Annotated in this window: 22 protein-coding genes; 16 read left to right on the top strand and 6 right to left on the bottom strand. The window is 67.4% G+C overall.

The features are described 5' to 3' along the window. Positions 1 to 19 precede the first annotated feature (19 nt). The 5 genes from RSO01_RS20115 to RSO01_RS20095 all read left to right on the top strand — a co-directional run bounded on the left by RSO01_RS20115 (position 20) and on the right by RSO01_RS20095 (position 4,086). Entirely contained in the window at positions 20 to 1,300 is a 1,281-nt protein-coding gene (locus RSO01_RS20115; RefSeq protein ID WP_147151199.1) for a thiolase family protein, read from the top strand. Positions 1,301 to 1,346: 46 nt separating this feature from the next. Beyond that, positions 1,347 to 1,625: a type II toxin-antitoxin system RelE/ParE family toxin gene (locus RSO01_RS20110; protein WP_147151197.1), complete on the top strand. Its 279-nt coding sequence runs from the start codon at positions 1,347 to 1,349 to the stop codon at positions 1,623 to 1,625. A gap of 8 nt (positions 1,626 to 1,633) precedes the next feature. Continuing rightward, positions 1,634 to 1,936, top strand: coding sequence for a HigA family addiction module antitoxin (locus RSO01_RS20105; protein WP_147151195.1), 303 nt, complete (start codon positions 1,634 to 1,636; stop codon positions 1,934 to 1,936). 72 nt (positions 1,937 to 2,008) lie between these two features. Beyond that, on the top strand, positions 2,009 to 2,902 hold the full coding sequence (locus RSO01_RS20100) for an SDR family oxidoreductase (protein ID WP_147151193.1): 894 nt from the start codon (positions 2,009 to 2,011) through the stop codon (positions 2,900 to 2,902). A 68-nt stretch (positions 2,903 to 2,970) separates the two neighbouring features. Next, entirely contained in the window at positions 2,971 to 4,086 is a 1,116-nt protein-coding gene (locus RSO01_RS20095) for an adenylate/guanylate cyclase domain-containing protein (RefSeq protein ID WP_147151191.1), read from the top strand. Positions 4,087 to 4,094: 8 nt separating this feature from the next. Here the strand turns inward: RSO01_RS20095 and RSO01_RS20090 are convergent, their stop codons facing one another. Further along, positions 4,095 to 4,541, bottom strand: coding sequence for a flavodoxin domain-containing protein (locus tag RSO01_RS20090; protein WP_147151189.1), 447 nt, complete (start codon positions 4,539 to 4,541; stop codon positions 4,095 to 4,097). A gap of 93 nt (positions 4,542 to 4,634) precedes the next feature. On the opposite strand from RSO01_RS20090, the gene paaG reads away from it, so the two are divergent. Genes paaG through RSO01_RS20070 form a run of 4 tightly spaced genes read left to right on the top strand, consistent with a single transcriptional unit; the run spans position 4,635 to position 7,761 of the window. Continuing rightward, positions 4,635 to 5,432: a 2-(1,2-epoxy-1,2-dihydrophenyl)acetyl-CoA isomerase PaaG gene (paaG, locus tag RSO01_RS20085; protein WP_147151187.1), complete on the top strand. Its 798-nt coding sequence runs from the start codon at positions 4,635 to 4,637 to the stop codon at positions 5,430 to 5,432. 5 nt (positions 5,433 to 5,437) lie between these two features. Continuing rightward, positions 5,438 to 6,223, top strand: a complete 786-nt coding sequence (locus RSO01_RS20080; RefSeq protein ID WP_147151185.1) for an enoyl-CoA hydratase-related protein — start codon at positions 5,438 to 5,440, stop codon at positions 6,221 to 6,223. 13 nt (positions 6,224 to 6,236) lie between these two features. After that, entirely contained in the window at positions 6,237 to 7,169 is a 933-nt protein-coding gene (locus RSO01_RS20075) for an SMP-30/gluconolactonase/LRE family protein (protein WP_147151183.1), read from the top strand. Between the two features lie 7 nt (positions 7,170 to 7,176). Next, positions 7,177 to 7,761: a DUF3592 domain-containing protein gene (locus RSO01_RS20070; RefSeq protein ID WP_147151181.1), complete on the top strand. Its 585-nt coding sequence runs from the start codon at positions 7,177 to 7,179 to the stop codon at positions 7,759 to 7,761. A 326-nt stretch (positions 7,762 to 8,087) separates the two neighbouring features. On the opposite strand, the gene RSO01_RS20065 is transcribed toward RSO01_RS20070, so the two are convergent. The 4 genes from RSO01_RS20065 to RSO01_RS20055 are packed head-to-tail and all read right to left on the bottom strand — an operon-like array spanning position 8,088 to position 12,535. Then, positions 8,088 to 9,482, bottom strand: a complete 1,395-nt coding sequence (locus RSO01_RS20065) for a malonyl-CoA decarboxylase domain-containing protein (protein WP_147151180.1) — start codon at positions 9,480 to 9,482, stop codon at positions 8,088 to 8,090. Between the two features lie 55 nt (positions 9,483 to 9,537). After that, a complete protein-coding gene (locus RSO01_RS47400) occupies positions 9,538 to 10,167 on the bottom strand; it encodes a DNA-3-methyladenine glycosylase family protein (protein ID WP_170303209.1) in 630 nt (209 codons plus the stop codon). Further along, entirely contained in the window at positions 10,164 to 10,712 is a 549-nt protein-coding gene (locus RSO01_RS47395; RefSeq protein WP_170303208.1) for a methylated-DNA--[protein]-cysteine S-methyltransferase, read from the bottom strand. Before RSO01_RS47395 ends, RSO01_RS47400 begins: the two co-directional genes overlap by 4 nt. Positions 10,713 to 10,768: 56 nt before the next feature. Beyond that, a complete protein-coding gene (locus tag RSO01_RS20055; RefSeq protein WP_147151217.1) occupies positions 10,769 to 12,535 on the bottom strand; it encodes an ABC transporter ATP-binding protein in 1,767 nt (588 codons plus the stop codon). A gap of 188 nt (positions 12,536 to 12,723) precedes the next feature. Between RSO01_RS20055 and RSO01_RS20050 the strand changes: the two genes are divergently transcribed. From RSO01_RS20050 to RSO01_RS20030, 5 genes are read left to right on the top strand one after another with little or no spacing between them, the layout of a single operon-like run. Further along, entirely contained in the window at positions 12,724 to 13,857 is a 1,134-nt protein-coding gene (locus RSO01_RS20050) for a glycosyltransferase family 4 protein (RefSeq protein WP_147151178.1), read from the top strand. A 20-nt stretch (positions 13,858 to 13,877) separates the two neighbouring features. Beyond that, positions 13,878 to 15,110 (top strand): BtaA family protein, encoded by a 1,233-nt coding sequence (locus tag RSO01_RS20045; protein ID WP_147151176.1) that lies wholly within the window; start codon positions 13,878 to 13,880, stop codon positions 15,108 to 15,110. Between the two features lie 22 nt (positions 15,111 to 15,132). Next, complete coding sequence (locus RSO01_RS20040) at positions 15,133 to 15,753, top strand: class I SAM-dependent methyltransferase (RefSeq protein ID WP_246158605.1); 621 nt, start codon at positions 15,133 to 15,135, stop codon at positions 15,751 to 15,753. Positions 15,754 to 15,791: 38 nt separating this feature from the next. Beyond that, positions 15,792 to 17,012: a helix-turn-helix domain-containing protein gene (locus RSO01_RS20035; RefSeq protein ID WP_147151172.1), complete on the top strand. Its 1,221-nt coding sequence runs from the start codon at positions 15,792 to 15,794 to the stop codon at positions 17,010 to 17,012. Between the two features lie 57 nt (positions 17,013 to 17,069). Continuing rightward, complete coding sequence (locus RSO01_RS20030; protein WP_147151170.1) at positions 17,070 to 17,705, top strand: Vgb family protein; 636 nt, start codon at positions 17,070 to 17,072, stop codon at positions 17,703 to 17,705. A 219-nt stretch (positions 17,706 to 17,924) separates the two neighbouring features. On the opposite strand, the gene RSO01_RS20025 is transcribed toward RSO01_RS20030, so the two are convergent. Beyond that, the gene (locus RSO01_RS20025) at positions 17,925 to 18,140 is read right to left on the bottom strand and encodes a hypothetical protein (RefSeq protein WP_147151168.1); all 216 of its coding nucleotides are present in this window, start codon (positions 18,138 to 18,140) and stop codon (positions 17,925 to 17,927) included. 248 nt (positions 18,141 to 18,388) lie between these two features. Here RSO01_RS20025 and pcaF point away from each other — a divergent pair, with 248 nt between their 5' ends. Together pcaF and RSO01_RS20015 are read left to right on the top strand one after the other, a co-directional pair. Beyond that, the gene (pcaF, locus tag RSO01_RS20020; RefSeq protein ID WP_147151166.1) at positions 18,389 to 19,591 is read left to right on the top strand and encodes a 3-oxoadipyl-CoA thiolase; all 1,203 of its coding nucleotides are present in this window, start codon (positions 18,389 to 18,391) and stop codon (positions 19,589 to 19,591) included. After that, a complete protein-coding gene (locus tag RSO01_RS20015; RefSeq protein WP_147151165.1) occupies positions 19,591 to 20,409 on the top strand; it encodes a DUF4892 domain-containing protein in 819 nt (272 codons plus the stop codon). Before pcaF ends, RSO01_RS20015 begins: the two co-directional genes overlap by 1 nt. Positions 20,410 to 20,411 lie beyond the last annotated feature (2 nt).

The raw sequence follows: 20,411 nt of genomic DNA, 5'->3' as shown, positions 1-20,411 counted from the left end.
GTCGTTTGGATACGCTCAAATGCGGCCAAAGCCAACCGAGGGAACGACCGTGCGCGATGTATATGTAATTGGCTCCTATACCACGGCCTTCAAGAAGCATCCGGGCATGAGCTGGGGCGACTTGGCGCGCGAGGCCTATCTCGGCACGCTTTCGGATGCCGGCATGAAGAATGGTGCCGACATCGAAACGGGCTGGATGGGCAATTGCGGCATGGGCTTCTGGGGCCAGAACTCGATCCGCGCCCAGGCGCTGTTCCAGCCGCTGGTCGAGGAGGGGCTGTTCCCCGAGCGCGTGCCGATGTTCAACGTCGAGAATGCCTGCGCCACGGCCTCGACCGCCTTCATGGGCGCCTGGAAGGACATTCTGGCCGGCACGCATGAGCTCTCCTTCTGCATCGGCATCGAGAAGCTTTTCAGCCCCGACGCGCCCGAGCGCACCGCCGGCCTGTTCAACCAGGGCTACATAACCAGTCAGCACGACCGGCTGGTCGAGGAGATGAACCGGGTGGGCGAGATGGTCGGCTCCAAGTTCGCGCCGGGCGACGACCGCACCATCTTCATGGACACCTACGCCATGCAGGCCAAGTGGCACATGTGGAAGTACGGCACGACGCAGGCGCAGATCGCCGCCGGCGCCGCCAAGAACCACAATTATGGCGCGCTGAACGACAAGGCGCAGTACCGCTTCCAGATGACGACGCAGTCCGTCCTCGAGGACCAGCCGGTGTCCTACCCGCTGACCCGCGCCATGTGCGCGCCGATTGGCGATGGCGCCGCGGCGGCGCTGCTGTGCTCGAAGGAATACCTCGAGAAGCTGCCGGCCAATGTCAGGGAGCGCGCCGTGCGCATCGCCGGCGTGGGCTTCTCCGGCGGCAAGTACCGCAATCTCGACGAGCCGGGCCTGACGCGCGCTGCTGCCGACAAGGCCTACAAGATGGCGGGGCTGGGGCCCGACGATATCGACGTCGCCGAGGTGCACGACGCCACCAGCTTCTGCGAAATCTACCAGTGCGAGATGCTGCGCTTCTGCCCTGAGGGCGAGGGCGGCAAGTTCATCGACTCCGGCGCGACCGGGCCGGACGGCAAGCTGCCGGTCAACACCTCGGGTGGCCTCGTCTCGAAAGGCCATCCGGTCGGTGCCACGGGCCTGTCGATGCTGGCCGAGCTCACCACGCAGTTGCGCGGCGAGGCCGGCGCGCGGCAGGTGAAGGGCGCGGAGATTGCGCTGGCCGAGAACGGCGGCGGCGTCATCGGCATGGAAGAAGCCGTCGCATCGGTGGTGATTCTACAGCGAGGCTGAGGAGTCGAATCTTGATGGTATACCGGGATGCGGTATAGTCGAAGACATGGTCAGGTCGTTTGGCGACCGCAGAACCCGGGCCTTGTTTGACGATGAACTGGTTCGGGCGTTTCACGGATTCGCCGACAGGGCAAAACGGAAGCTGGTAGCGATCCACGCGGCGTCACGACTTGAAGACTTGCGCGTGCCGCCAGCGAATCGACTGGAGAAGCTGAGGGGCGATCTCGATGGTTTTCACTCCATTCGGATCAACGACCAATGGCGAGTCATATTCCGATGGATCGATGGTGATGCACACGACGTGCGGATCATCGACTATCACTGAGGTTTGAGATGGCGAAGTCCGAGTACGCACCCGTAACGCCGGGCGATATGCTGAAGCATGAATTTCTCGCCGCGTACGGCCTGTCGCAAAACGAGCTGGCTCAGGCCATCGGTGTTTCCCCCAATCGCATTGCGGAGATCGTCAATAATCGGCGGCGGATCACGGCCGATACTGCGGTGCGGTTGGCCCTGTTCTTCGGCAATAGTGCGGAATTCTGGATGAACCTGCAGAGTTGGTACGACCTCAAGATGGCTACCAAGGAACTGTCGCCTGCACAGCGTCGCAAGATCATCGCGGCTCGAGCGGCCTAAGAGGGTTGAAACCAGCGCTCCGCGAACAAACATCGGTAGCTTCATGAACAAGGACATTGGGGAGATCAAGGAATGACAATCCGCTTCGACAATCGCGTCGCCATCGTCACCGGTGCCGGCAATGGGCTCGGCCGCGCGCATGCGCTGCTGCTGGCCAGCCGTGGCGCCAAGGTGGTGGTGAACGATCCGGGCGGTGCGGTCGACGGCAAGGGTGGTAATCACGCCGCTGCCGACAAGGTCGTGGCGGAGATCAAGGCGGCGGGTGGCCAGGCGGTGCCGAACTACGATTCGGTCGCCGATCCCAAGAGTGCCGCCAACATCGTCAAGACCGCGGTCGATTCCTTCGGCACGGTCGACATCGTGGTCAACAATGCGGGCGTGCTGCGCGACAAGACCTTCCACAACATGACGGTCGAGGATTTCGACTTCGTGGTGAAGGTCCACTTCCTCGGTACCGCCTACGTAACCCATGCGGCGTGGCCGATTATGCGCGCCAAGGCCTATGGCCGCGTCGTCGTCACCTCGTCGAACTCCGGCATCTACGGCAATTTCGGCCAAGCCAACTATGGCGGCGCCAAGCTCGCTGTCGTGGGCTTCATGAATGCGCTCCGGCTTGAAGGTCAGAAGTACAACATCTTCGTCAATGCGCTCGCGCCGGTCGCCGGCACGCGCATGACCGAGAGCCTGATGACGCCGGAAATGCTGGCCAAGCTCGACCCGTCCTTCGTCTCGCCCATGGTCGCCTACCTCTGCAGCGAGCAGTGCCAGCGCACCGGCGAGATCTGGAGCGCCGGCGCCGGCAACTTCGCGCGCATCGAGTACCGCGAGGCGCCGGGCGTACGCATCACCGGCCGCGCGCCTACCCTGGAGGACGTGGCCGACAACATCGAGAAGATCGCCGACCTCACGACCAACAAGGTCTATCGGACCTCGACGGAGGAGGTGGCGGCGGTGGTGGGCTCCTGAACGCCGGCGTCTCCACGGGCGACCGCCTGGCGCCGATCGGCGAGTGGCTGGCGCACGAGGGCCGCCTCGTGCTGCGGCCGGCCGCCTTCATCGAGCAACTGATGAACCGCGTGCTGCAGACCGGCATCCCGGTATGGCGCGCCTATATCGGCCTGCAGCTCGTCCATCCCCAGCTCCAGGCCATGGGCTACATGTGGCGGCGTGGCGAGAGGGTGCAGGAGATCGCCCGCGCCTGGGGAATCCAGTTCACGCCGGCCTATATCGGCAGCCCCCTGCAGGCGGCGCGCGAGCAGGGCCGGCTGGTACGCCATCGGCTGGCCAACCTCACGGAGCAGGACCACGTCCTGCTGCACGAGCTCAGGGCTGACGGCGGCGTCGACTACATGGCGCTGCCCATGCACATCCGCCGCGAGGGCGCGCTGCCCGTGGTCACCTTCGCCACCGACAATCGCCTGGGCTTCTCCGACGAGGACGTCGCCGACCTAACGCGGCTGGTCGACCTGATGGGCGCGGTGACCGAGATGCACATCGAGCACTCCGTCGCCGAGACCGTGGCCAACACCTATCTCGGACCCGAGGTCGGCCAGCGCGTGCTGAACGGCGCCATCCGCCGCGGCGAGGGCGAGGAGATCCGCGCCGTGCTGTGGTTCTCCGACCTGCGTGACTTCACCGGCATGAACGAGCGGTTGCCGGCAGCCGAAGTGCTGGATCTCCTGAACAACTACCTGCAGCTCGTCGGCGATGCGCTCAAGACCCATGGTGGGGAGATCCTGAAGTTCATCGGCGACGGCGTGATGGCCTACTTCCCGGCCGAGGATGCGCTGTTCCTGCCCATGGTGACGGGCCAGGCGGTGGGCGCCGCGCGGCAGCTGATCGCCGATATCGAGGCGGCCAACGAGGCGCGTGCCACGGTTGGCCACGAGCCGGTGCGATTCGGCGTCGGGCTGCATGTCGGCGACGTGACCTTCGGCAATGTCGGCACCGAGGACCGGCTCGACTTCACCGTCATTGGCCCCGCCGTCAATCGCGCCTCGCGATTGGAAGGCATGACCAAGGCACTGGGCGTGAAGGTCTGCGCCTCGGCCGAATTCAACGAAGCCTGCCAGGTGCCGATGAAGTCGCTCGGCAAGCACCGGTTGCGCGGCGTGCCTGCGCCGGTCGAGATCTTCACCCTGCCGGATTGACGCGCTTGCTAGACCAGGACCTTCCAGCCTTCGACCCAGCCCAGCGCTTCCTCGTCGGGCAGGGGCTGGCTCGAGGCATCGACCTCCAGGCGGTCGCCGAGCCTGCGCGCGCCGCAGAGCTCGAGCACCCTGTCGACCTTCTTGCCGCCGCCGCAGAACGTGTCCTGGTAGGTCATGTCGCCGAGCGCGATGACGCCGTAGCGATGGCCCGACAGGTCGGGCCGCTCGCGCCCCAGCGTCTCGGCGAGCGGCAGGATGTTGGTCGGGATGTCGCCCGAGCCGTGGGTCGCGCAGATCACCAGCAGGACATCGTGCGCCATGAGATCGGCGGTCGTCGCCGCCTTGTCGGTGACGTCGACGGCATGACCCGCCGCATCGAGCACCGGCTTCAGCGCATCGGCCACCATCTGGGCATTGCCCGATTCGGTGCCGACCAGGATCAGGATCGTGGTCATCGCCGAGGGGATAGGCCAGCACGTGCCGCGATGCGACGCGACCGGATGGCGCGGCTGGCGACGAGGGGGGCCGGCGTGTAAGGCTGCCGAACCATGGAACGAACCCCCGTCATCGCCGCTCTCGAAGGCGGCGTTTTAACCCTGATGCTCAACCGCCCGCAGCGGCTCAACGCCATGAACAACGCGTTGATCGAAGCGATGAACCACGAGCTGGCGCGCGCCCGCGACGATGCCGATATCCGCTGCGTGTTGCTGACCGGGCTCGGCCGCGGCTTCTGCGCCGGCGCCGATCTGTCGGGTGGCGGCACGGTCGATTCGACGGCCAACGTGCCGCCCGATCTCGGCGCCAACATGGATCGCATCTTCAATCCCATGATCCGCGCCATGCGCGAGCTGCCCAAGCCGATCGTCGGCGCCATCAACGGCGTAGCGGCGGGCGGCGGCGCCAACTTGGCGCTGGCCTGCGACATCGTCCTGGCGGCGCGGTCGGCGCGCTTCGACCAGGCCTTCGTGCGCATCTCGCTGCTGCCCGACCTCGGCGGCACGTATTTCCTGCCGCGCACCGTGGGCGACGCGCGGGCGCGCGGGCTTGCCATGCTGGGCAAGTCGGTGCCGGCCGAGGAGGCCGAGCGCATGGGCATGATCTGGCAGACCGTCGATGACGCGGCGCTGATGGCCGAAGCGACCAAGCTCGCGCGCCAGCTCGCCAGCGGGCCGACGCTGTCCTATGCCGCGATCAAGAAGGCGATCAACGCCGCCGCCACCAACACGCTCGACCAGCAGCTCGACCTCGAGCGCGACAGCCAGCGCGAGCTCGGCCGTAGCGCCGATTTCCGCGAGGGCGTGACGGCCTTCCTCGCCAAACGGCCGGCCGAGTTCGCAGGACGCTGAAGACCATGAGCTACACCGCCATCACCGTCGCCCACGACCAGGGCCTCGCCACGCTGACGCTGAACGCGCCGGACAAGCTCAATGCCGTCTCGCGCAAGATGATCGCCGAGCTGAAGGAGTGCTGGGAGGCGCTGGCCGCCGATGGCTCGGTGCGTGCCGTGCTGCTGACCGGCGCAGGCCGCGGCTTCTGCGCCGGCGCCGACCTCAGCGATCCCGACCGAGGCAAGGAGGGCGGCGATTCGGGCTCGGCGCTCGAGACGTTTTTCAATCCGGTGATCCGCCTGATGCGCTCGATGCCCAAGCCGATCGTGGCCGCGGTGAACGGACCGGCGGCCGGCGTCGGCATGAGCTTCGCGCTCGCCGCCGACATCGCGATCGCTGCGAAATCGGCGAGCTTCCTGCAGGCCTTCGCCCGTATCGGCCTGCTGCCCGATGGCGGCAGCACCTGGTTCCTGCCGCGCCTGGTCGGTGAGCAGCGGGCGCGCGCGCTCGCCATGCTGGCGCCCAAGATCAGCGCCGAGCAGGCCAAGGAGTGGGGCCTGATCTGGGATGTCGTCGAGGACGGCGAGCTGATGAAGACGGCGACCGAGGTGGCGCGCGGCCTGGCCGACGGGCCGACCCTGTCGCTGGCGCGCATCAAGGAGGCGATGAACCGCGCCTCGGGCAATCCGCTCAGCCAGCAGCTCGATCTCGAGCGCGACTTCCAGCGCGAGCTCGGCCGCAGCGAGGATTTCAAGGAAGGCGTTTTGGCCTTCCTCGCCAAGCGCAAGCCCGCCTTCAAGGGCAAGTAGGGGGAAAGCAAGCATGACGACGCCGCACAAGGAGATCACCTCGGGCCTGAAATTTCCGGAAGGGCCCGTCGCCATGCCCGACGGCTCGGTGATCCTGGTCGAGATCGGGCGCCAGACGCTGACCCGCGTCACGCCCGACGGCAAGCAGCACGTGATCGCAAACCTGGGCGGCGGTCCAAACGGCGCGGCCATGGGCCCCAAGGGTAAGATCTACGTGACCAACAACGGTGGCTTCAACTGGATCACGCTGCCGGACGGCCGCACGTTCCCGGGCACGGCGCCGGCCGACTACAAAGGCGGCTCGATTCAGGTGGTCGATCCCGAGACCGGCAAGTTCGAGACGCTTTACGATTCGTGCGACGGCCGCAAGCTGAACGGACCCAACGACCTGGTGTTCGACGATGCCGGCGGCTTCTGGTTCACCGACCTCGGCAAGACGCACGAGCGCCACACCGACCGCGGCGCGGTCTACTACGCCAAGGCCGATGGCTCGAAGATCGAGGAGAAGATCTTCCCGCTGGAGCGGCCCAACGGCTGCGGCCTCTCGCCGGACGGCAAGACGCTCTATGTCGTGGAGACGCCGACCGCGCGCTGCTGGTCGTTCGAGCTCTCTTCGCCGGGCGAGATCAAGTCGGCCAACGGGCCGTTCCGCGGCGAGAAGGGTCGCGTGGTCACGGGGCTGGGCGGCTATCAGATGTTCGATTCGCTCGCCGTCGATTCGGCGGGCCATATCTGCGTCGCCACCCTGATCACCGGCGCGGTCTCCGACATCTCGCCCGACGGCAAGTCGGTGACGCAGTACAAGTTGCCCGACCCGATGGTCACCAACGTCTGCTTCGGCGGCAAGGATCTGCGTACGGCCTTCGCCACGCTCTCGCTCACCGGCAAGCTGGTGAGCTTCGAATGGCCGCGGCCGGGGCTCAAGCTCGAGTATCTCAACAAGTAGGCCGCTTGTGGCGCGCGGGCGAAAGCAGAACGCCCCGCCCAATCGCGGCGGCATGGCGTTCGGCCGCAACCTCATGGTGCTGGCCGCGGTGATCTTGGCCATCGGCATCTACGGCGTCGCGCGGGGCGCGCTGACGCTGAAGTGGCCGCGCGCCGATGCCACCATCACCAGCGCCGAGCTGCTGCGCCAGACCAGCACCAGCCGCGGCCCCGACGGCCGCTCGATCGAGGACGGTTGGAACAGCTTCCATGTGCTCTATCAGTATCGTGTCGGCGATCGCGACTACGTGGCGGGCGGCGTCGAGCCTTACGACTTCGGAATGCAGAACTCCGCCGGTGCCGCGAAGATGAGGGAGCGCCATCCCATCGGCTCGCAGGCCAAGGTCGCCTACGATCCCGGCAATCCCGCTGTGGCCTTTCTCGAGCCGGGACCGAGCTCGTTCGCGCTCACGCTGTCGGGCATCGGCGCGTTCATGCTGCTGGTCGGCTGGTGGGTTCGAGCCAAGGCCGCGCAAGGCATCGGCACCATCAATGAGGAGGGCGCCACCGAGCGCATCGCGAAGGCACGACGAGACGGCGATCCGCTGCCCTAGCCCTCTGCTGGTGCCGATGCTCGCCTCGGTTTTTGGCGGTCCATGGTCGCCAAAACTATAGTTGATCTATGTGAGCACTTTAGTTATATTTGCCGTGTGTCGCCATACGGCGGCTCCGCTCTATGCATCGTTCATCCGACACCACCGCGCGCGGCTGCCGTCGGGCCGGTTCATCTGGCCGAGCGAAATCCCGTTGCGATATTTGCGGAAATGTCCGAATTCGCCGGCAAGCCCCCACAAATAGTGGGTCGACGTCCGACGCAGCACTACGACCTACGTCGGAAATGCCGATAATGCCGGAAACTCATCTCACTGCCGAACAGCGCCTATCCCTTGGCCAGCGCCCGCACCTCGCGGCTGGCGACGATCTTGCCGGTGGCGTAGGCCTCGTGGTTGGCGTCGACGTCGCCCAGCTTGTAGCGGTAGTTCACCATCATGGCGTAGGACTGCTTCAGCCCGTTGGCGCTGGTGTCGGCGAGCCAGTTCAGCCGTTCGACCACCGCGCCGTTGCCGAGATGGAAATGCGCCACGCGATCGAGCGCGCGGCCTTTCTCGTCGGTCGTCGTGAGGTAGCGCGCCGCCAGCCTCGACAGGATGGGGCGCAGCGCCTTGTTGATCGCCGGCACCTCCCACCAGGTCGGCCGGTCGAGCAGTTGGCGCACGGCGGCGGCGCCGGCGGCCTGGTTGGTCACCGGCACCAGCGAGGCGATCTCGCCCTGCGTCAGCGCATCGTCGCCTTCGTTCTTCAGGCGGCCGTCGACGTGCTGGCGCAGGCCGGGGATCGGCGAGAGGGTGGCGAAGTCCTTGATGTTGGGCAGGTCGCGGGCGAGCTGCTCGGCCACGCGCTTGATCAGGAAGTTGCCGAAGCTGATGCCGGCCAGGCCCTGCTGGCAGTTGGAGATCGAATAGAAGATCGCCGTGTTGGCGTCCTTGGGATCGTGCGTCTCGGCGCGCGCATCGAGCAGGCGCTGCACGTTGCCCGCCATGCCGTCGACCAGCGCCACCTCGACGAAGATCAGCGGCTCGTCCGGCATGCGCGGATGGAAGAAGGCAAAGCAGCGGCGGTCCGAATCCAGCCGGTTCTTGAGATCGCGCCACGAGCGGATGGCATGCACGGCCTCGTAGTCGACCAGCTTCTCGAGCAGCGCCGCGGAAGCTTTCCAATCGATGCGCACCAGGTCGAGGAAGCCGACGTCGAACCAGGCACTGAGCAACGGACGCAGATCCTCGCTCAGCGCCCGCGCGGCGGCATCGCTCTTGCCCAGGGTCAACAGCTCGGCGCGCAAGTCGACCACGAACTTCACGCCCTGCGGCACGCCGACGAACTCGCGCAGCAGGCGCACCGCCGGCGGCTCGAGCGCGCGGACCAGGGCGCGCGGCGGCTCCTTGCCGGCGCGCCAGCGCTCGACGGCGGCCGCCGCCGCCTCGCGCGGCAGGCCGTAGCCGTGGGCAAGCGTCAGCAGGAACTTCTTGCGGCCTGCGGGCGACAGCGAGAGGTAGGCCTGTCCCAGCTCCGCCGCGCGCCCGCGCCGCGCCGTCTCGCCGCCCTTGCCCTCGAGGCAGGCGTCGATGCGGCCCTTCAGGCGCGGGATGTCGTCGTCCGGCAGGTCGGGTCTGAGCGGCAGGCCTGCGACTTCGCGGGCGCCACGGGCGGTTTCGACGAAGGCATTGCGCAGGCGTTCGATCGTACGGGGGACAGTGTTCGAGAAGGGAAGTGCCATGACCCGATTATGTCACGGCGAACGTGTCACTCCAGTGGCACGCGTGAACGAAGCTTCACTTGTTAAGGGTCTGCCAAAGATACCAGCTCGCCACCGTACGGAAGGGCCGCCATTTCTCGCCGGCCTTGGCCAGCGCCTCAGGCGTGGGCAGCGTGCGCTTGCGAAACGCTGTCGCATAGGCCTTGCGCAGGCTGTAGTCGTCGACTGGCAACACGTCGGGCCGGCCGAGCCGGAACATCAGGAACATCTCGGCGCTCCAACGGCCGATGCCGCGCACCTCGATCAGCCGCTCGATCAGCGTGCCGTCGTCGAGTAGATGCGCCTCATCGAGCGTCGGCAACCGACGTTGCGCGACCTTCTCCGCAAGGTCGCGCAAAGCCAGCACCTTGGCGCGCGACAGGCCGACGCCGCGCAGCCTGTCGTCGGCCGTGCGCTGGATGTGCGCCGGCGTGAAGCCATCCTTGGCACGCGGATAGAGCGCTTCGATACGGCCGTAGATGGTGGCCGCGGCCTTGTTGGACAGCTGCTGATAGACGATCGCCTCGGCCAGTGCGCCGAACAGGCTGCGCGAGACTTTCAGCTGCATGCCGAACGGGCCGACCACGCCGATCACCTCGGCCAGCCCCGGGTCGGCCTTGCGCAGGTGAGCGACGGCACGCTTGGGATCGAAGCCGAAGCCCGTCATCGCCGGTCGAACAACGGGCCGGCCGAAAGCGCCGCGGCACCCTCGATCTCCAGGATGCGCCGCTTGGTGGCGACGCCGCCCGAGGCTGAGAAGCCGCCCATCTTGCCGTCGGCGCCCAGCACGCGGTGGCAGGGCACGATGATGGCGATGGGATTGCGCCCCAATGCCTGACCGACCTCGCGCGACTCGTGCGGCACGCCCAAGCGCTTGGCGATCTCGCCGTAGGTCATGGTCCGGCCGGGCGGAATGGTGCGCGCGACCTCGTAGACCTTGCGATGGAACTCGGGCGCATCGGCGAGATCGATCGGGATGTCGCTGAGATCCATCGCCTCGCCGTTCAGGAGCGCCAGGATGCGCTCGATGATACGCTGCACGCCGGGTGGCGGCGTGCTCTCGACCGCGCCCGACCAGCGCTGCTGCAGGCGCGCGCGCGTGGCTTGGACGGTCGCCAACGGCAGATGGAAGCCGGCAATGCCCTTGGCATTCCAGGCGATGCCGCAGCTGCCGATCGGCGTGTCAAAAAGGGCAAAGGCTTGGGCGGCCATGGCCGCACGGTCCACCTAACCAGTCATCCCGTCAAGTAGGCTTTCAGGCCGGCGATTCAGGCCGCTTGGCGCAGGCGCGCGACCTCGCTCTCGACCATGGCGCGATAGGGCCCGCGGCGGCGCATCAGATCGTCGGGCGGGCCGTCCTGCAGCACGCGCCCGTGCTCGAGGAAGACGATGCGGTCGAAGCCGCGCAAGGTCGACAGGCGGTGGGCGATGGCGATCACGGTGCGGCCCTGCATCAGCCGGTCCAGCGCCTGGCGGATCATCTCCTCGGCCTCGGTGTCGAGCGACGACGTCGCCTCGTCGAGCAGCACGATCGGCGAGTCCTTCAAGAGCGCGCGGGCGATGGCGATGCGCTGGCGCTGGCCGCCCGACAGGCGCGTGCCGCGGTCGCCGACGATGGTCGAGTAGCCGCTGGGCAGCGCCTCGATGAAGTCGCAGCGCGCCGCTTCGGCCGCCGCCCTGACCTCGACGTCGGAGGCCTCGGGCCGCCCATAGCGGATGTTCTCCAGGATCGAGCGGTGCAACAGCGAGATGTCCTGCGGCACGAAGGAGATGGCGCGGCGCAGGCTCTCCTGCGTGATGTGGGCGATGTCCTGGCCATCGATCAGGATGCGGCCGCGCTCGAGGTCGTGGAAGCGCTGCAGCAGGGCGAGCGCCGTCGACTTGCCGCTGCCCGAAGGTCCGACCAAGCCGGTGCGACGACCCGCGGTGATGTCGAGCGTGAAGTTCTCGAATACCCGACGGCCGCCGGGATAGCTGAAGGCGACGTTGTCGAAGGCCGCGTGCGGCATGCGCTCGCTCCGCCACGCCAGCGGCACTGCCGCGGGATGCTCGCGCAGTTCGTGCTCCTGCAGCAGCGTGCCGATGGCCTCGGCCAGACGCGCCATGTGCTGCGTGACGTCGACCAGCGCCACGGCGAGGTCGCGCGTGGCATGCAGCACCGTGAAGCCCAGCGTGCACACCAGCACGACGTCGCCGGCACTCGCCTGACCGCGCTGCCACAGCACGATCGCCCAGGCGAGCACCGCCACGGTCAGCACGATGGTCAGAACGGCATGCAGCAGGCGCACCCGCTCCAGGTACTGCAGGCTGCGGCGGCGCGCGGTCAGCTCGCGGCCGACCGTGCGGTCGAACCGGCTGTGCTCGCGATGGATGGCGCCGAAGGTGCGGACCAGCGGCATGTTGCCGATGACGTCGGCCAGCTCGCCCTCGACCTTGGCCGCACGATTGGCGAAGCCGTGATGCAGGGGCGTGCCGCGGGCCGCCAGCTTGAACAGCAGCAGCATGACCAGGGCCGCGATGGCGGTGAGGGCCGCCGCCATCGGCACGCTGACGACGGCGAGGAAGCCGATGGCGCACAGCGTCGCCAGGCAGGGCGGCAGGACGTTCCAGATGAAAAGATTCTCCACTGCGAATGCGGCATTTGACGTCGCGGTGATGCGGCCCGTCAGCGTGCCGGCCAGTCGCTGCGAGAAATAGTTCGGCGCATGTCCCGTGAGATGGCGAAAGAGCTCGCTGCGCAGATCGCCGGTGACGCCGACGAAGGCATGGCTGGTGATCCAGCCGGCCAGACGCCACAACAGATTGTCGGCGGCGATCAATGACACCAGCAGCGCGAAGGCAAGCCAGATCGCGCCGTCGGCCGCGTTGCCCGACAGGACGTCGACCAGGAATTTCACGCCATACTGCGAGCTCACCGAGCAGGCGACGGCGCCGATCACCGCCGCGAGGATCGCGGCATGCGACAGCGGCCGCCGGCGCACGTAGCGCAGCAGGAAAGCAACGGGTCGTTTGGCGTAGGCGCTGAGGCGATCCATTCCGTTCGTCACGATTTTGGGGTCCTCTGTCGTTACCGAAGATTCGCGAGACGCGCTGTGACAAAAAAAGGGCTGCCGCCCGCGGACCACATTTCGCGGTCAACACCGGCTACGCTCATTCGTCGAACCCCGGTCCAAGCCGGGGTTTGTCGTGTCCGGCCACAGCGTTCAACAAGGAGGCGGGTTTCATGCGAATTGCGCAAATTGCACCGTTGACCGAGGCGATCCCACCGGAACTGTACGGAGGCACCGAGCGCGTCGTGTCCTGGCTCACCGAAGAGCTCGTGGCGCTTGGTCACGACGTCACGTTGTTCGCCAGCGGTAACTCGCGCACCGCGGCCAAGCTCGAAGCGATGTGGCCGCGCGCCCTGCGTCTCGACGACACGGTGCGCGACCCGATGGCGCTGCACATCGCCATGCTGGAGCGCGTGCGCCGGCTCTCCAGCCGCTTCGACGTCCTGCATTTCCATCTCGATTATCTGCCCTTCTCGGTGTTCTCGCGGCAGGCCACGCCGTTCATCACCACCATGCATGGCCGCCTCGACCTGCCCGAACATCAAACGGTGTTCAACGCGTTTGGCTCCGTGCCGGTCATCTCGATCTCCGACATGCAGCGCAAGCCGGTGCCGCAGGCACGTTGGATGAAGACGATCTATCACGGCCTGCCTGGAGACCTGCTGACTCCAGGCAAGGTAGAACCTGCATACCTCGCTTTCCTCGGACGCATCGCGCCGGAGAAGTCGGTCGATCGCGCGATTCGAATCGCGGTGGAGGCGGGGCTGCCGCTCAAGATTGCTGCCAAGGTCGATCGCGTCGATCGCGATTACTTCGAGCGCGACATCCGGCCGATGCTCGACCTGCCGGGCGTCGAGTACATCGGTGAGATCGACGATTCGCAGAAGTCGGCATTCCTGGGTAACGCGCTGGCGCTGCTCATGCCTATCGACTGGCCCGAGCCGTTCGGCCTGGTGATGATCGAAGCGATGGCCTGCGGCACGCCCGTCATCGCCTTCCCCAGCGGCTCGGTGCCCGAGGTCATCGAGCATGGCGTGACCGGATTGATCGTCGATAGCGAGGCCGCTGCCGTCGACGCCATCCGCAATCAGCTCGCACACCTGTCGCGCCCGCGCATCCGCGCCCGCTTCGAGGAGCGTTTCACCGCGCGTCGCATGGCCGAGGAATATCTGGAAATCTATCGCGACCTGATCGCCGGCAACCGGCGCCGGCGTCCGAGGACGATCAACGGCGCCAAGCCCGCCGATCAACATATCGATGACCGTCATCAAACTGGAATGGATCGTGGGCTATATGTAGCGGATTGAGCTGTTTTCGGAGTGCTTGAGTGGCTGATCCGCGAGGCGAGAGCCGAGTCCGCCTGAAGCATGCGGTACGCCGCCATCGAGCATTGTCCCGGGAAGGTCTTCTCGAACGCCTGTTCGAGCGGCTGTTCCGCGGCCTGGTCTACACGCAGATCTGGGAAGACCCGGAGATCGACCTCGAGGCGCTGGCGCTCGGCCCCGACTGCCATGTCGTCGCCATCGCCTCGGGCGGCTGCAATGTGCTCTCCTACCTGACGGCCGATCCGGCCAAGATCACCGCCGTCGATCTCAGCCTGGCGCATGTCGCGCTGAACCGGCTGAAGCTCACGGCCGCCCGCCGTCTGCCGACGTGGCAGGCGTTCTACCGCTTCTTCGGCGCGGCCGACGATCCGGCCAACATCGACGCCTACGATCGGTTGATCGCGCCCTATCTCGACGTCGAGAGCCGTCTTTACTGGCAGGGCCGCAGCCTGCATCAGGGTGGCCGGCGTCGGATCTCGATCTTCGCGCGCAATGCCTACCGGCACGGCGTGCTCGGCCGCTTCATCGGCGTCAGCCACGTGGCGGCGCGTCTCTACGGCGTCGACCTGCGCCAGCTTCTGACCGCCCGGTCGATCGAGGAGCAGCGGCGCTTCTTCGAGACCATGCTGGCGCCGTTGTTCGACAAGCCCGCGGTGCGCTGGGCGACGGCCAATCGCCTGTCCCTCTACGGTCTCGGCATCCCGCCGGCCCAGTACGAGGCGCTGGCCGGCGGCAGCGACATGCGCACCGTGCTGCGCTCGCGCGTCGAGCGGTTGGCCTGCGGCTTCAGCCTCGACGACAACTACTTCGCCTGGCAGGCCTTCGGCCGCTCCTACGCCGGTGAGGCGAATGGCCCGCTGCCGCCCTATCTCCGGCGCGAACATTTCCATGCCGTGCGCAGCCGCGCCAATCGCGTCGAGGTGATGAACCGGTCGATCACGGAGTACCTCGCGAGCTGCCCCGATGCGTCGCGCGACCGCTACATCCTGCTCGACGCCCAGGACTGGATGACCGACGACCAACTTGACGCGCTGTGGCGCCAGATCACGCGCACCGCCAAGCCTGGCGCGCGCGTCATCTTCCGGACGGCGGCCGAACCGTCGTTGCTGACGGGACGGCTCGATCCCGACCTGCTGGGCCGCTGGCACTACGAGGAGACGCTGTCGCGCGAGCTCACCGACCGCGACCGTTCGGCGATCTATGGCGGCTTCCATCTCTATGTCCTCGAGGGCTGACGTGGCGGGCGAGGCGGCTTTGATGGACCGCATCTATCGGCGACAGCGTCACGTCTATGATCTTACGCGCAAGTACTACCTGCTGGGCCGCGACGAGCTGATCGACCGGCTGGCGCCGCCGGCCGACGGCCGCGTGCTCGAGATCGGCTGCGGCACCGCGCGCAACCTGATCGCCGCCGCGCGCCGATGGCCGCAGGCGCGGTTTTACGGCATCGACATCTCGGGCGAGATGCTCAGCACCGCGCGCCAGGTCGTGGCACGCACCGAGGTTGGCGACCGCATCGTGCTGGCGCGCGCCGACGCCACCGCCTTCGATCCCGCCTGGCTGTTCGGCGTCCCCTGCTTCTCGCGCGTTTTCTTCTCCTACAGCCTGTCGATGATCCCCGGCTGGACCTCGGCGCTGGCGCAGGCGACGACCTGGCTGGCGCCGGATGGCGAGCTGCATATCGTCGACTTCGGCGGCCAGGAGCGGTTGCCGGTGCTGTTCCGCGCCGGCCTGCGGCGCTGGCTGCGCCATTTTCATGTCAGCCCGCGCGATGCGCTGCAGGCCGAGCTGTCGTCGCTCGCCCGCCAATGCGGCAAGGTCGTGCGCTTCGAACGCCCCTACGGCGGCTACGCCCAATACGCGCAGTTCCGACGGTAAGGTTGTCGCCCGGCTCTGCGTGATAGACTTGGAGTCCAATGGACTCCCTGATCACGGCCGCCGCGCGCGCCCTGGCAACGGGCGATCTTTTGGGCGCCCTGAAGCGGGTCGCCCTGCGCGACGATCCGCCGGCCCTTGCCCTTCGCGGCATCGCAATGGCGCAGCTTGGCGATTTCGACCGGGCCAAGGTTCTCTTGCGCCGTGCCGCCCGCGCCTTCGGCCCGAGGGAAGCCGTGGCCCGGGCGCGCTGCGTCGTCGCCGAGGCCGAGATCGCCCTGGTCTCGCGCGACCTGGGCTGGCCGGCGAAGACGCTCGATGCGGCGCGGGCGACCCTCGAGGCGCATGGCGATCCCATCAATGCCGCCCATGCCCGTATCCTCGAGCTCCGGCGCCTGCTCCTCATTGGCCATCTCGACGAGGCCGAGCGGGTGCTTGCCGGCGTCGATCCCGCGCCCTTGCCGGCGGCGTTGAAAGCCAACCACGAGCTGGTCGTGGCCGGGATCGCGCTGCGGCGCCTGAGCACGAAGACCGCGCGGGCGGCTCTCGCCCGGGCGACGCGTGCGGCGCACGACGCCGGCATTCCGGCGCTGATCGCCGAGGTCGACAGCGCATCGCAGGTGCTGGACGCGCCAGCGGCGCGGCTGGTGACGCAGGGCGACCAACGGCTCCTCAGGCTCGAGGACGTCGAGGCGCTGCTGGAATCGAAGGCGCTCGTCGTCGATGCGTGCCGACATGCCGTGCGTGATGCCGGCACGGTGGTCTCACTCGCACGGCGTCCGGTCCTGTTCGCGCTCGCCCGGGCGTTGGGCGAGGCGTGGCCGGCCGACGTGCCGAGGGCCACGCTCATTGCGCGGGCATTCCGCGGCCGGCATGCCGACGAATCGCATCGCGCGCGGTTGCGGGTGGAGATCGGCCGGCTGCGCTCGGCGCTTCGCAAGCTGGCCGACGTGAGCGCGACCAGCCAGGGGTTTGCGCTGGCGCCGCGGCGCAATCGCGAGATCGTCGTCCTGGCGCGGCCCGTCGAGGAGGAGCATGCGGAAGTTCTTGCCTTCCTGGCCGATGGCGAATCGTGGTCGAGCTCGGCCCTAGCGTTGGCCCTGGGGGCCAGCCAGCGGACCGTGCAGCGCGCCCTCGATGCGCTGGCGGCGGCAGGGAAGGTTCAATCGTTCGGCCTCGGGCGGGCGCGTCGCTGGCTCAGCCAGCCGGTGCCGGGTTTCACGACAACCTTGTTACTCCCCGGTCCACTGCCGAGCGACTAGATCAGACGTGGCTGTCACCCCGAGCGCAGCGAGGGGCCTTGGTCGAGGAGAAACGACATGAAACGATCCCCCGCTGAAATCCTCCGTGAATACGGACCGTTCCCCGGTGCCGACCGCGTGAACGGCGTCACCTTCGATGGCCGGCACGTCTGGTTTGCCACCGGAGATGCGTTGAAGGCCTTCGATCCGGCGAACGGCAACGTCGAGCGCTCGATCGACGTCGCCTCGCATGCGGGAACGGCTTTCGACGGCCGGCACCTGTTCCAGATCGCCGAGGATCGCATCCACAAGATCGACCCCAAGACCGGCCAAGTGCTGGCGACGATCCCGGCTCCCGGCAACGGCGGCGATTCGGGCCTCGCCTGGGCCGAAGGCACGTTGTGGGTGGGCCAGCATCGCGGCCGCAAGATCCACCAAATCGATCCCGAGACCGGCGCCATCCTACGCACCATCGAATCCAATCGCGTCGTCACCGGCGTCACCTGGGTCGACGGCGAGCTCTGGCACGGCACCTGGGAGGGCGAGGAGAGCGACGTGCGGCGGATCGATCCGCGGACGGGCGAGGTCCTGGAAAGTCTGGAGATGCCGGCCGGCACCGGCGTGTCGGGCCTCGAATCCGACGGCGGCGATCGGTTCTTCTGCGGCGGCGGCACCAGCGGCAAGGTGAGGGCTGTCCGTCGGCCCAAGAAATGATCTTCCTCCCCTCTCATGTTCCTCTCCCCCTAACGGGCAGGGCTATCGCATGTGGCCCATTTTGCGGGGCTTGGCGAAAGGTTGGAATCCGCCGAGCTGTGCCAGCGCAATTTCGGAATCCGCCGGCCGCCCTTGGTGCACGATCGGAATCCGAAAACGCCACATGCGATTGCCCTGCCCTAACGGGGGAGAGGAACATGAGTTGTCTCGAGGAAGGCGTCAGGCCGACACGACCTCGATCAGCTCGACATTGCCCTTGCCGTTGAGCGCGATCGGGCCGCGACTGCGGCCGCGGCACTCGTGGCAGACCGAGGCGATGCGCGCCGTCGTGTCGACCGCATCGCCCAGAGGTCGAACTAGAAGCGTTGGCTGCCCATGATGCCGGCTACCACTAGGCCGAGCTGTCGCGCTTTGGCCGGCTTCTTTTGGGGACAATCGGCATCCGGCGCTTCCTGTGGGAATGCCCGCCAAGGTTCGGCGGTCTCATAGGGTGAGCAGCCAAGCCTCCCCCACGGCGGTTCCGCCCCTAGGAATTTACTCGATTTTCGCAACCGTCGAGGGAAAAGCTTGCCGAGCCGCGTGCGGCAGCGCGGGCTGCCCTGCAATGCCCCGACCGGCAAGGCACTGGCGAGGCGGGGGGCGCAGTGCTAACCGGGCAGACGCAAAGTGTGGGAGTACCCAGGATGACCGAAGCCTTCATCTGCGACGCCATTCGCACCCCCGTCGGACGCTACAACGGTGGCCTCGCCGCCATGCGCGTCGACGATCTCGCGGCCCATCCGATCAAGGCGCTGATGCAACGCAACGCCAATGTCGACTGGGGTTCGGTCGACGACGTGATCTATGGCTGCGTCAACCAGGCGGGCGAGGACAATCGCAATGTCGCCCGCATGGCCGGCCTGCTGGCCGGCCTGCCGGTCGAGGTGGCGGGCGCCACGGTCAACCGCCTGTGCGGCTCGGGGCTGGAGGCGGCGGGCCACGCGGCCCGCGCCGTCAAGCTCGGCGAGGCCGACATGATGATCGCGGGCGGCGTCGAGGGCATGACGCGCTCGCCCTATGTCATGGGCAAGTCCGAGGGTGCGTTCGACCGCGGCATGAAGCTCGAAGACACGGTGCTGGGTTGGCGCTTCATCAATCCGCGCATGAAGGCCGTCTACGGCGTCGACCCGATGGGCCAGACCGCCGAGAACGTCGCCGGTGAGCACCAGATCAGCCGCACCGACCAGGACGCCTTCGCCTATCGCAGCCAGCGCCGCTGCAAGGCCGCGCAGGATCGCGGCTTCTTCGACAAGGAGATCATCAAGGTCTGCGTCAAGAAGGGTAAGACCGAGATCATCGTCGACAAGGACGAGCATCCGCGCGGCGACACCACGATGGAGACACTGTCCAAGCTGCCGGCGGCATTCCGCGACGGTGGCTCGGTGACGGCGGGCAACTCGTCGGGCATCAACGACGGCGCCTGCGCCATGATCGTGGCCTCGGAAGCGGCCGCCAAGGCCAACGGCCTCACGCCGCGGGCGCGCATCCTCGCCGCAGTATCGGCCGGCGTGCCGCCGCGCGTCATGGGCATCGGCCCGGTGCCGGCGACGCAGAAGCTTCTCGCCAAGCTCGGCATGACCATCCGCGACTTCGACGTGGTCGAGCTCAATGAGGCGTTCGCCGCCCAGGCGCTGGCCGTGCTGCGCCAGCTCGGCCTGTCGGACGACGCTGAGAACGTGAACCCCAATGGCGGCGCCATCGCGCTCGGCCATCCGCTGGGCGCCTCGGGCGGCCGGCTGATGATCACGGCGCTGAACCAGCTCGAGGTCACCGGCGGCCGGCGTGCGCTCTGCACCATGTGCATCGGCGTCGGCCAGGGCATCGCACTCGCCATCGAGCGCGTCTGATGCGGCGGGCGCTTCTCGCCGCCGTCGTCGCCCTTCTCGCAGCTACCGCCCCCTTAACGGGATACGCTCAGGTCGAGCCGCGCTTCACCAAGGAGCTCGGCTCGAACGCGCCGGGCTCGGGCGACCAGGTCGTGCCGCGCTACGCCGGCTCGTTCGTCCTGGCGCAGACGCGCAAGGACTTCGACGAGCTCACCCTGCCGCTCGGCAAGGCGATCGGCGCGTCCTACTACCAAGAGCCCGACAAGAAGCTGCGTTACGAGAAGACGCAGGTCGTCGAGGGACGGCTGACGCGCACCGTCTATGTGATCCCCGAGGGGCGCTCGACGCTCGAAGTCCTGCGCAACTACACCGGCGAGCTCGAGGCCAAGGGCGCCAAGACCCTGTTCCAGTGCAGCAAGGCCGAGTGCGGCGAGGAGTTCCACAAGCTCTATGCCGTGGCCCGGGCGCTGAAGCCGGAAGGTGCCGCGTATAACCGCGAGCGCCGTGATCTCACGTCCAATGCCCTGGAGTATGTCGATCCGGCGGCCGACCAGCGGCTGTGGGTCGGCGAGTGGAAGCGTGAAAGCGGCGGCGACGTCTATGTCTCGATCTATGTCGCGACCCAGACGGGCGGCTCGATGGGCAATATCTCGGCGGCGCTGAAGGGCCGCGTGCTGGCCATCGTCGAGGTGCTCGAGACCAAGGCCATGCAGCAGAACCTGGCCTTCGTCTCGGCCGATCAGATCGGTGGCGCGCTGGGCAAGGACGGGCGTGTCGCGATCTACGGCATCTACTTCGATTTCGACAAGGCCGACATCAAGCCCGAATCCGACAAGTAGCT

Origin of the sequence: Reyranella soli (assembly GCF_007992495.1) — a bacterium.
GTDB lineage: Bacteria > Pseudomonadota > Alphaproteobacteria > Reyranellales > Reyranellaceae > Reyranella > Reyranella soli.
This window is presented reverse-complemented; position numbering and strand designations above follow the sequence as displayed.

Bases quoted from the DNA above. Each gene is read 5' to 3' on its own strand.
- RSO01_RS20050 (WP_147151178.1), top strand. From the start codon at position 12,724: ATGCGAATTGCGCAAATTGCACCGTTGACCGAGGCGATCCCACCGGAA.
- RSO01_RS20105 (WP_147151195.1), top strand. From the start codon at position 1,634: ATGGCGAAGTCCGAGTACGCACCCGTAACGCCGGGCGATATGCTGAAG.
- RSO01_RS20075 (WP_147151183.1), top strand. From the start codon at position 6,237: ATGACGACGCCGCACAAGGAGATCACCTCGGGCCTGAAATTTCCGGAA.
- RSO01_RS20030 (WP_147151170.1), top strand. From the start codon at position 17,070: ATGAAACGATCCCCCGCTGAAATCCTCCGTGAATACGGACCGTTCCCC.
- RSO01_RS20065 (WP_147151180.1), bottom strand. From the start codon at position 9,482: ATGGCACTTCCCTTCTCGAACACTGTCCCCCGTACGATCGAACGCCTG.
- RSO01_RS20015 (WP_147151165.1), top strand. From the start codon at position 19,591: ATGCGGCGGGCGCTTCTCGCCGCCGTCGTCGCCCTTCTCGCAGCTACC.
- RSO01_RS20035 (WP_147151172.1), top strand. From the start codon at position 15,792: ATGGACTCCCTGATCACGGCCGCCGCGCGCGCCCTGGCAACGGGCGAT.
- RSO01_RS20100 (WP_147151193.1), top strand. From the start codon at position 2,009: ATGACAATCCGCTTCGACAATCGCGTCGCCATCGTCACCGGTGCCGGC.
- RSO01_RS47395 (WP_170303208.1), bottom strand. From the start codon at position 10,712: ATGGCCGCCCAAGCCTTTGCCCTTTTTGACACGCCGATCGGCAGCTGC.
- RSO01_RS20110 (WP_147151197.1), top strand. From the start codon at position 1,347: ATGGTCAGGTCGTTTGGCGACCGCAGAACCCGGGCCTTGTTTGACGAT.
- RSO01_RS20090 (WP_147151189.1), bottom strand. From the start codon at position 4,541: ATGACCACGATCCTGATCCTGGTCGGCACCGAATCGGGCAATGCCCAG.
- RSO01_RS20055 (WP_147151217.1), bottom strand. From the start codon at position 12,535: ATGGATCGCCTCAGCGCCTACGCCAAACGACCCGTTGCTTTCCTGCTG.
- RSO01_RS47400 (WP_170303209.1), bottom strand. From the start codon at position 10,167: ATGACGGGCTTCGGCTTCGATCCCAAGCGTGCCGTCGCTCACCTGCGC.
- pcaF (WP_147151166.1), top strand. From the start codon at position 18,389: ATGACCGAAGCCTTCATCTGCGACGCCATTCGCACCCCCGTCGGACGC.
- paaG (WP_147151187.1), top strand. From the start codon at position 4,635: ATGGAACGAACCCCCGTCATCGCCGCTCTCGAAGGCGGCGTTTTAACC.
- RSO01_RS20040 (WP_246158605.1), top strand. From the start codon at position 15,133: ATGGACCGCATCTATCGGCGACAGCGTCACGTCTATGATCTTACGCGC.
- RSO01_RS20080 (WP_147151185.1), top strand. From the start codon at position 5,438: ATGAGCTACACCGCCATCACCGTCGCCCACGACCAGGGCCTCGCCACG.
- RSO01_RS20115 (WP_147151199.1), top strand. From the start codon at position 20: ATGCGGCCAAAGCCAACCGAGGGAACGACCGTGCGCGATGTATATGTA.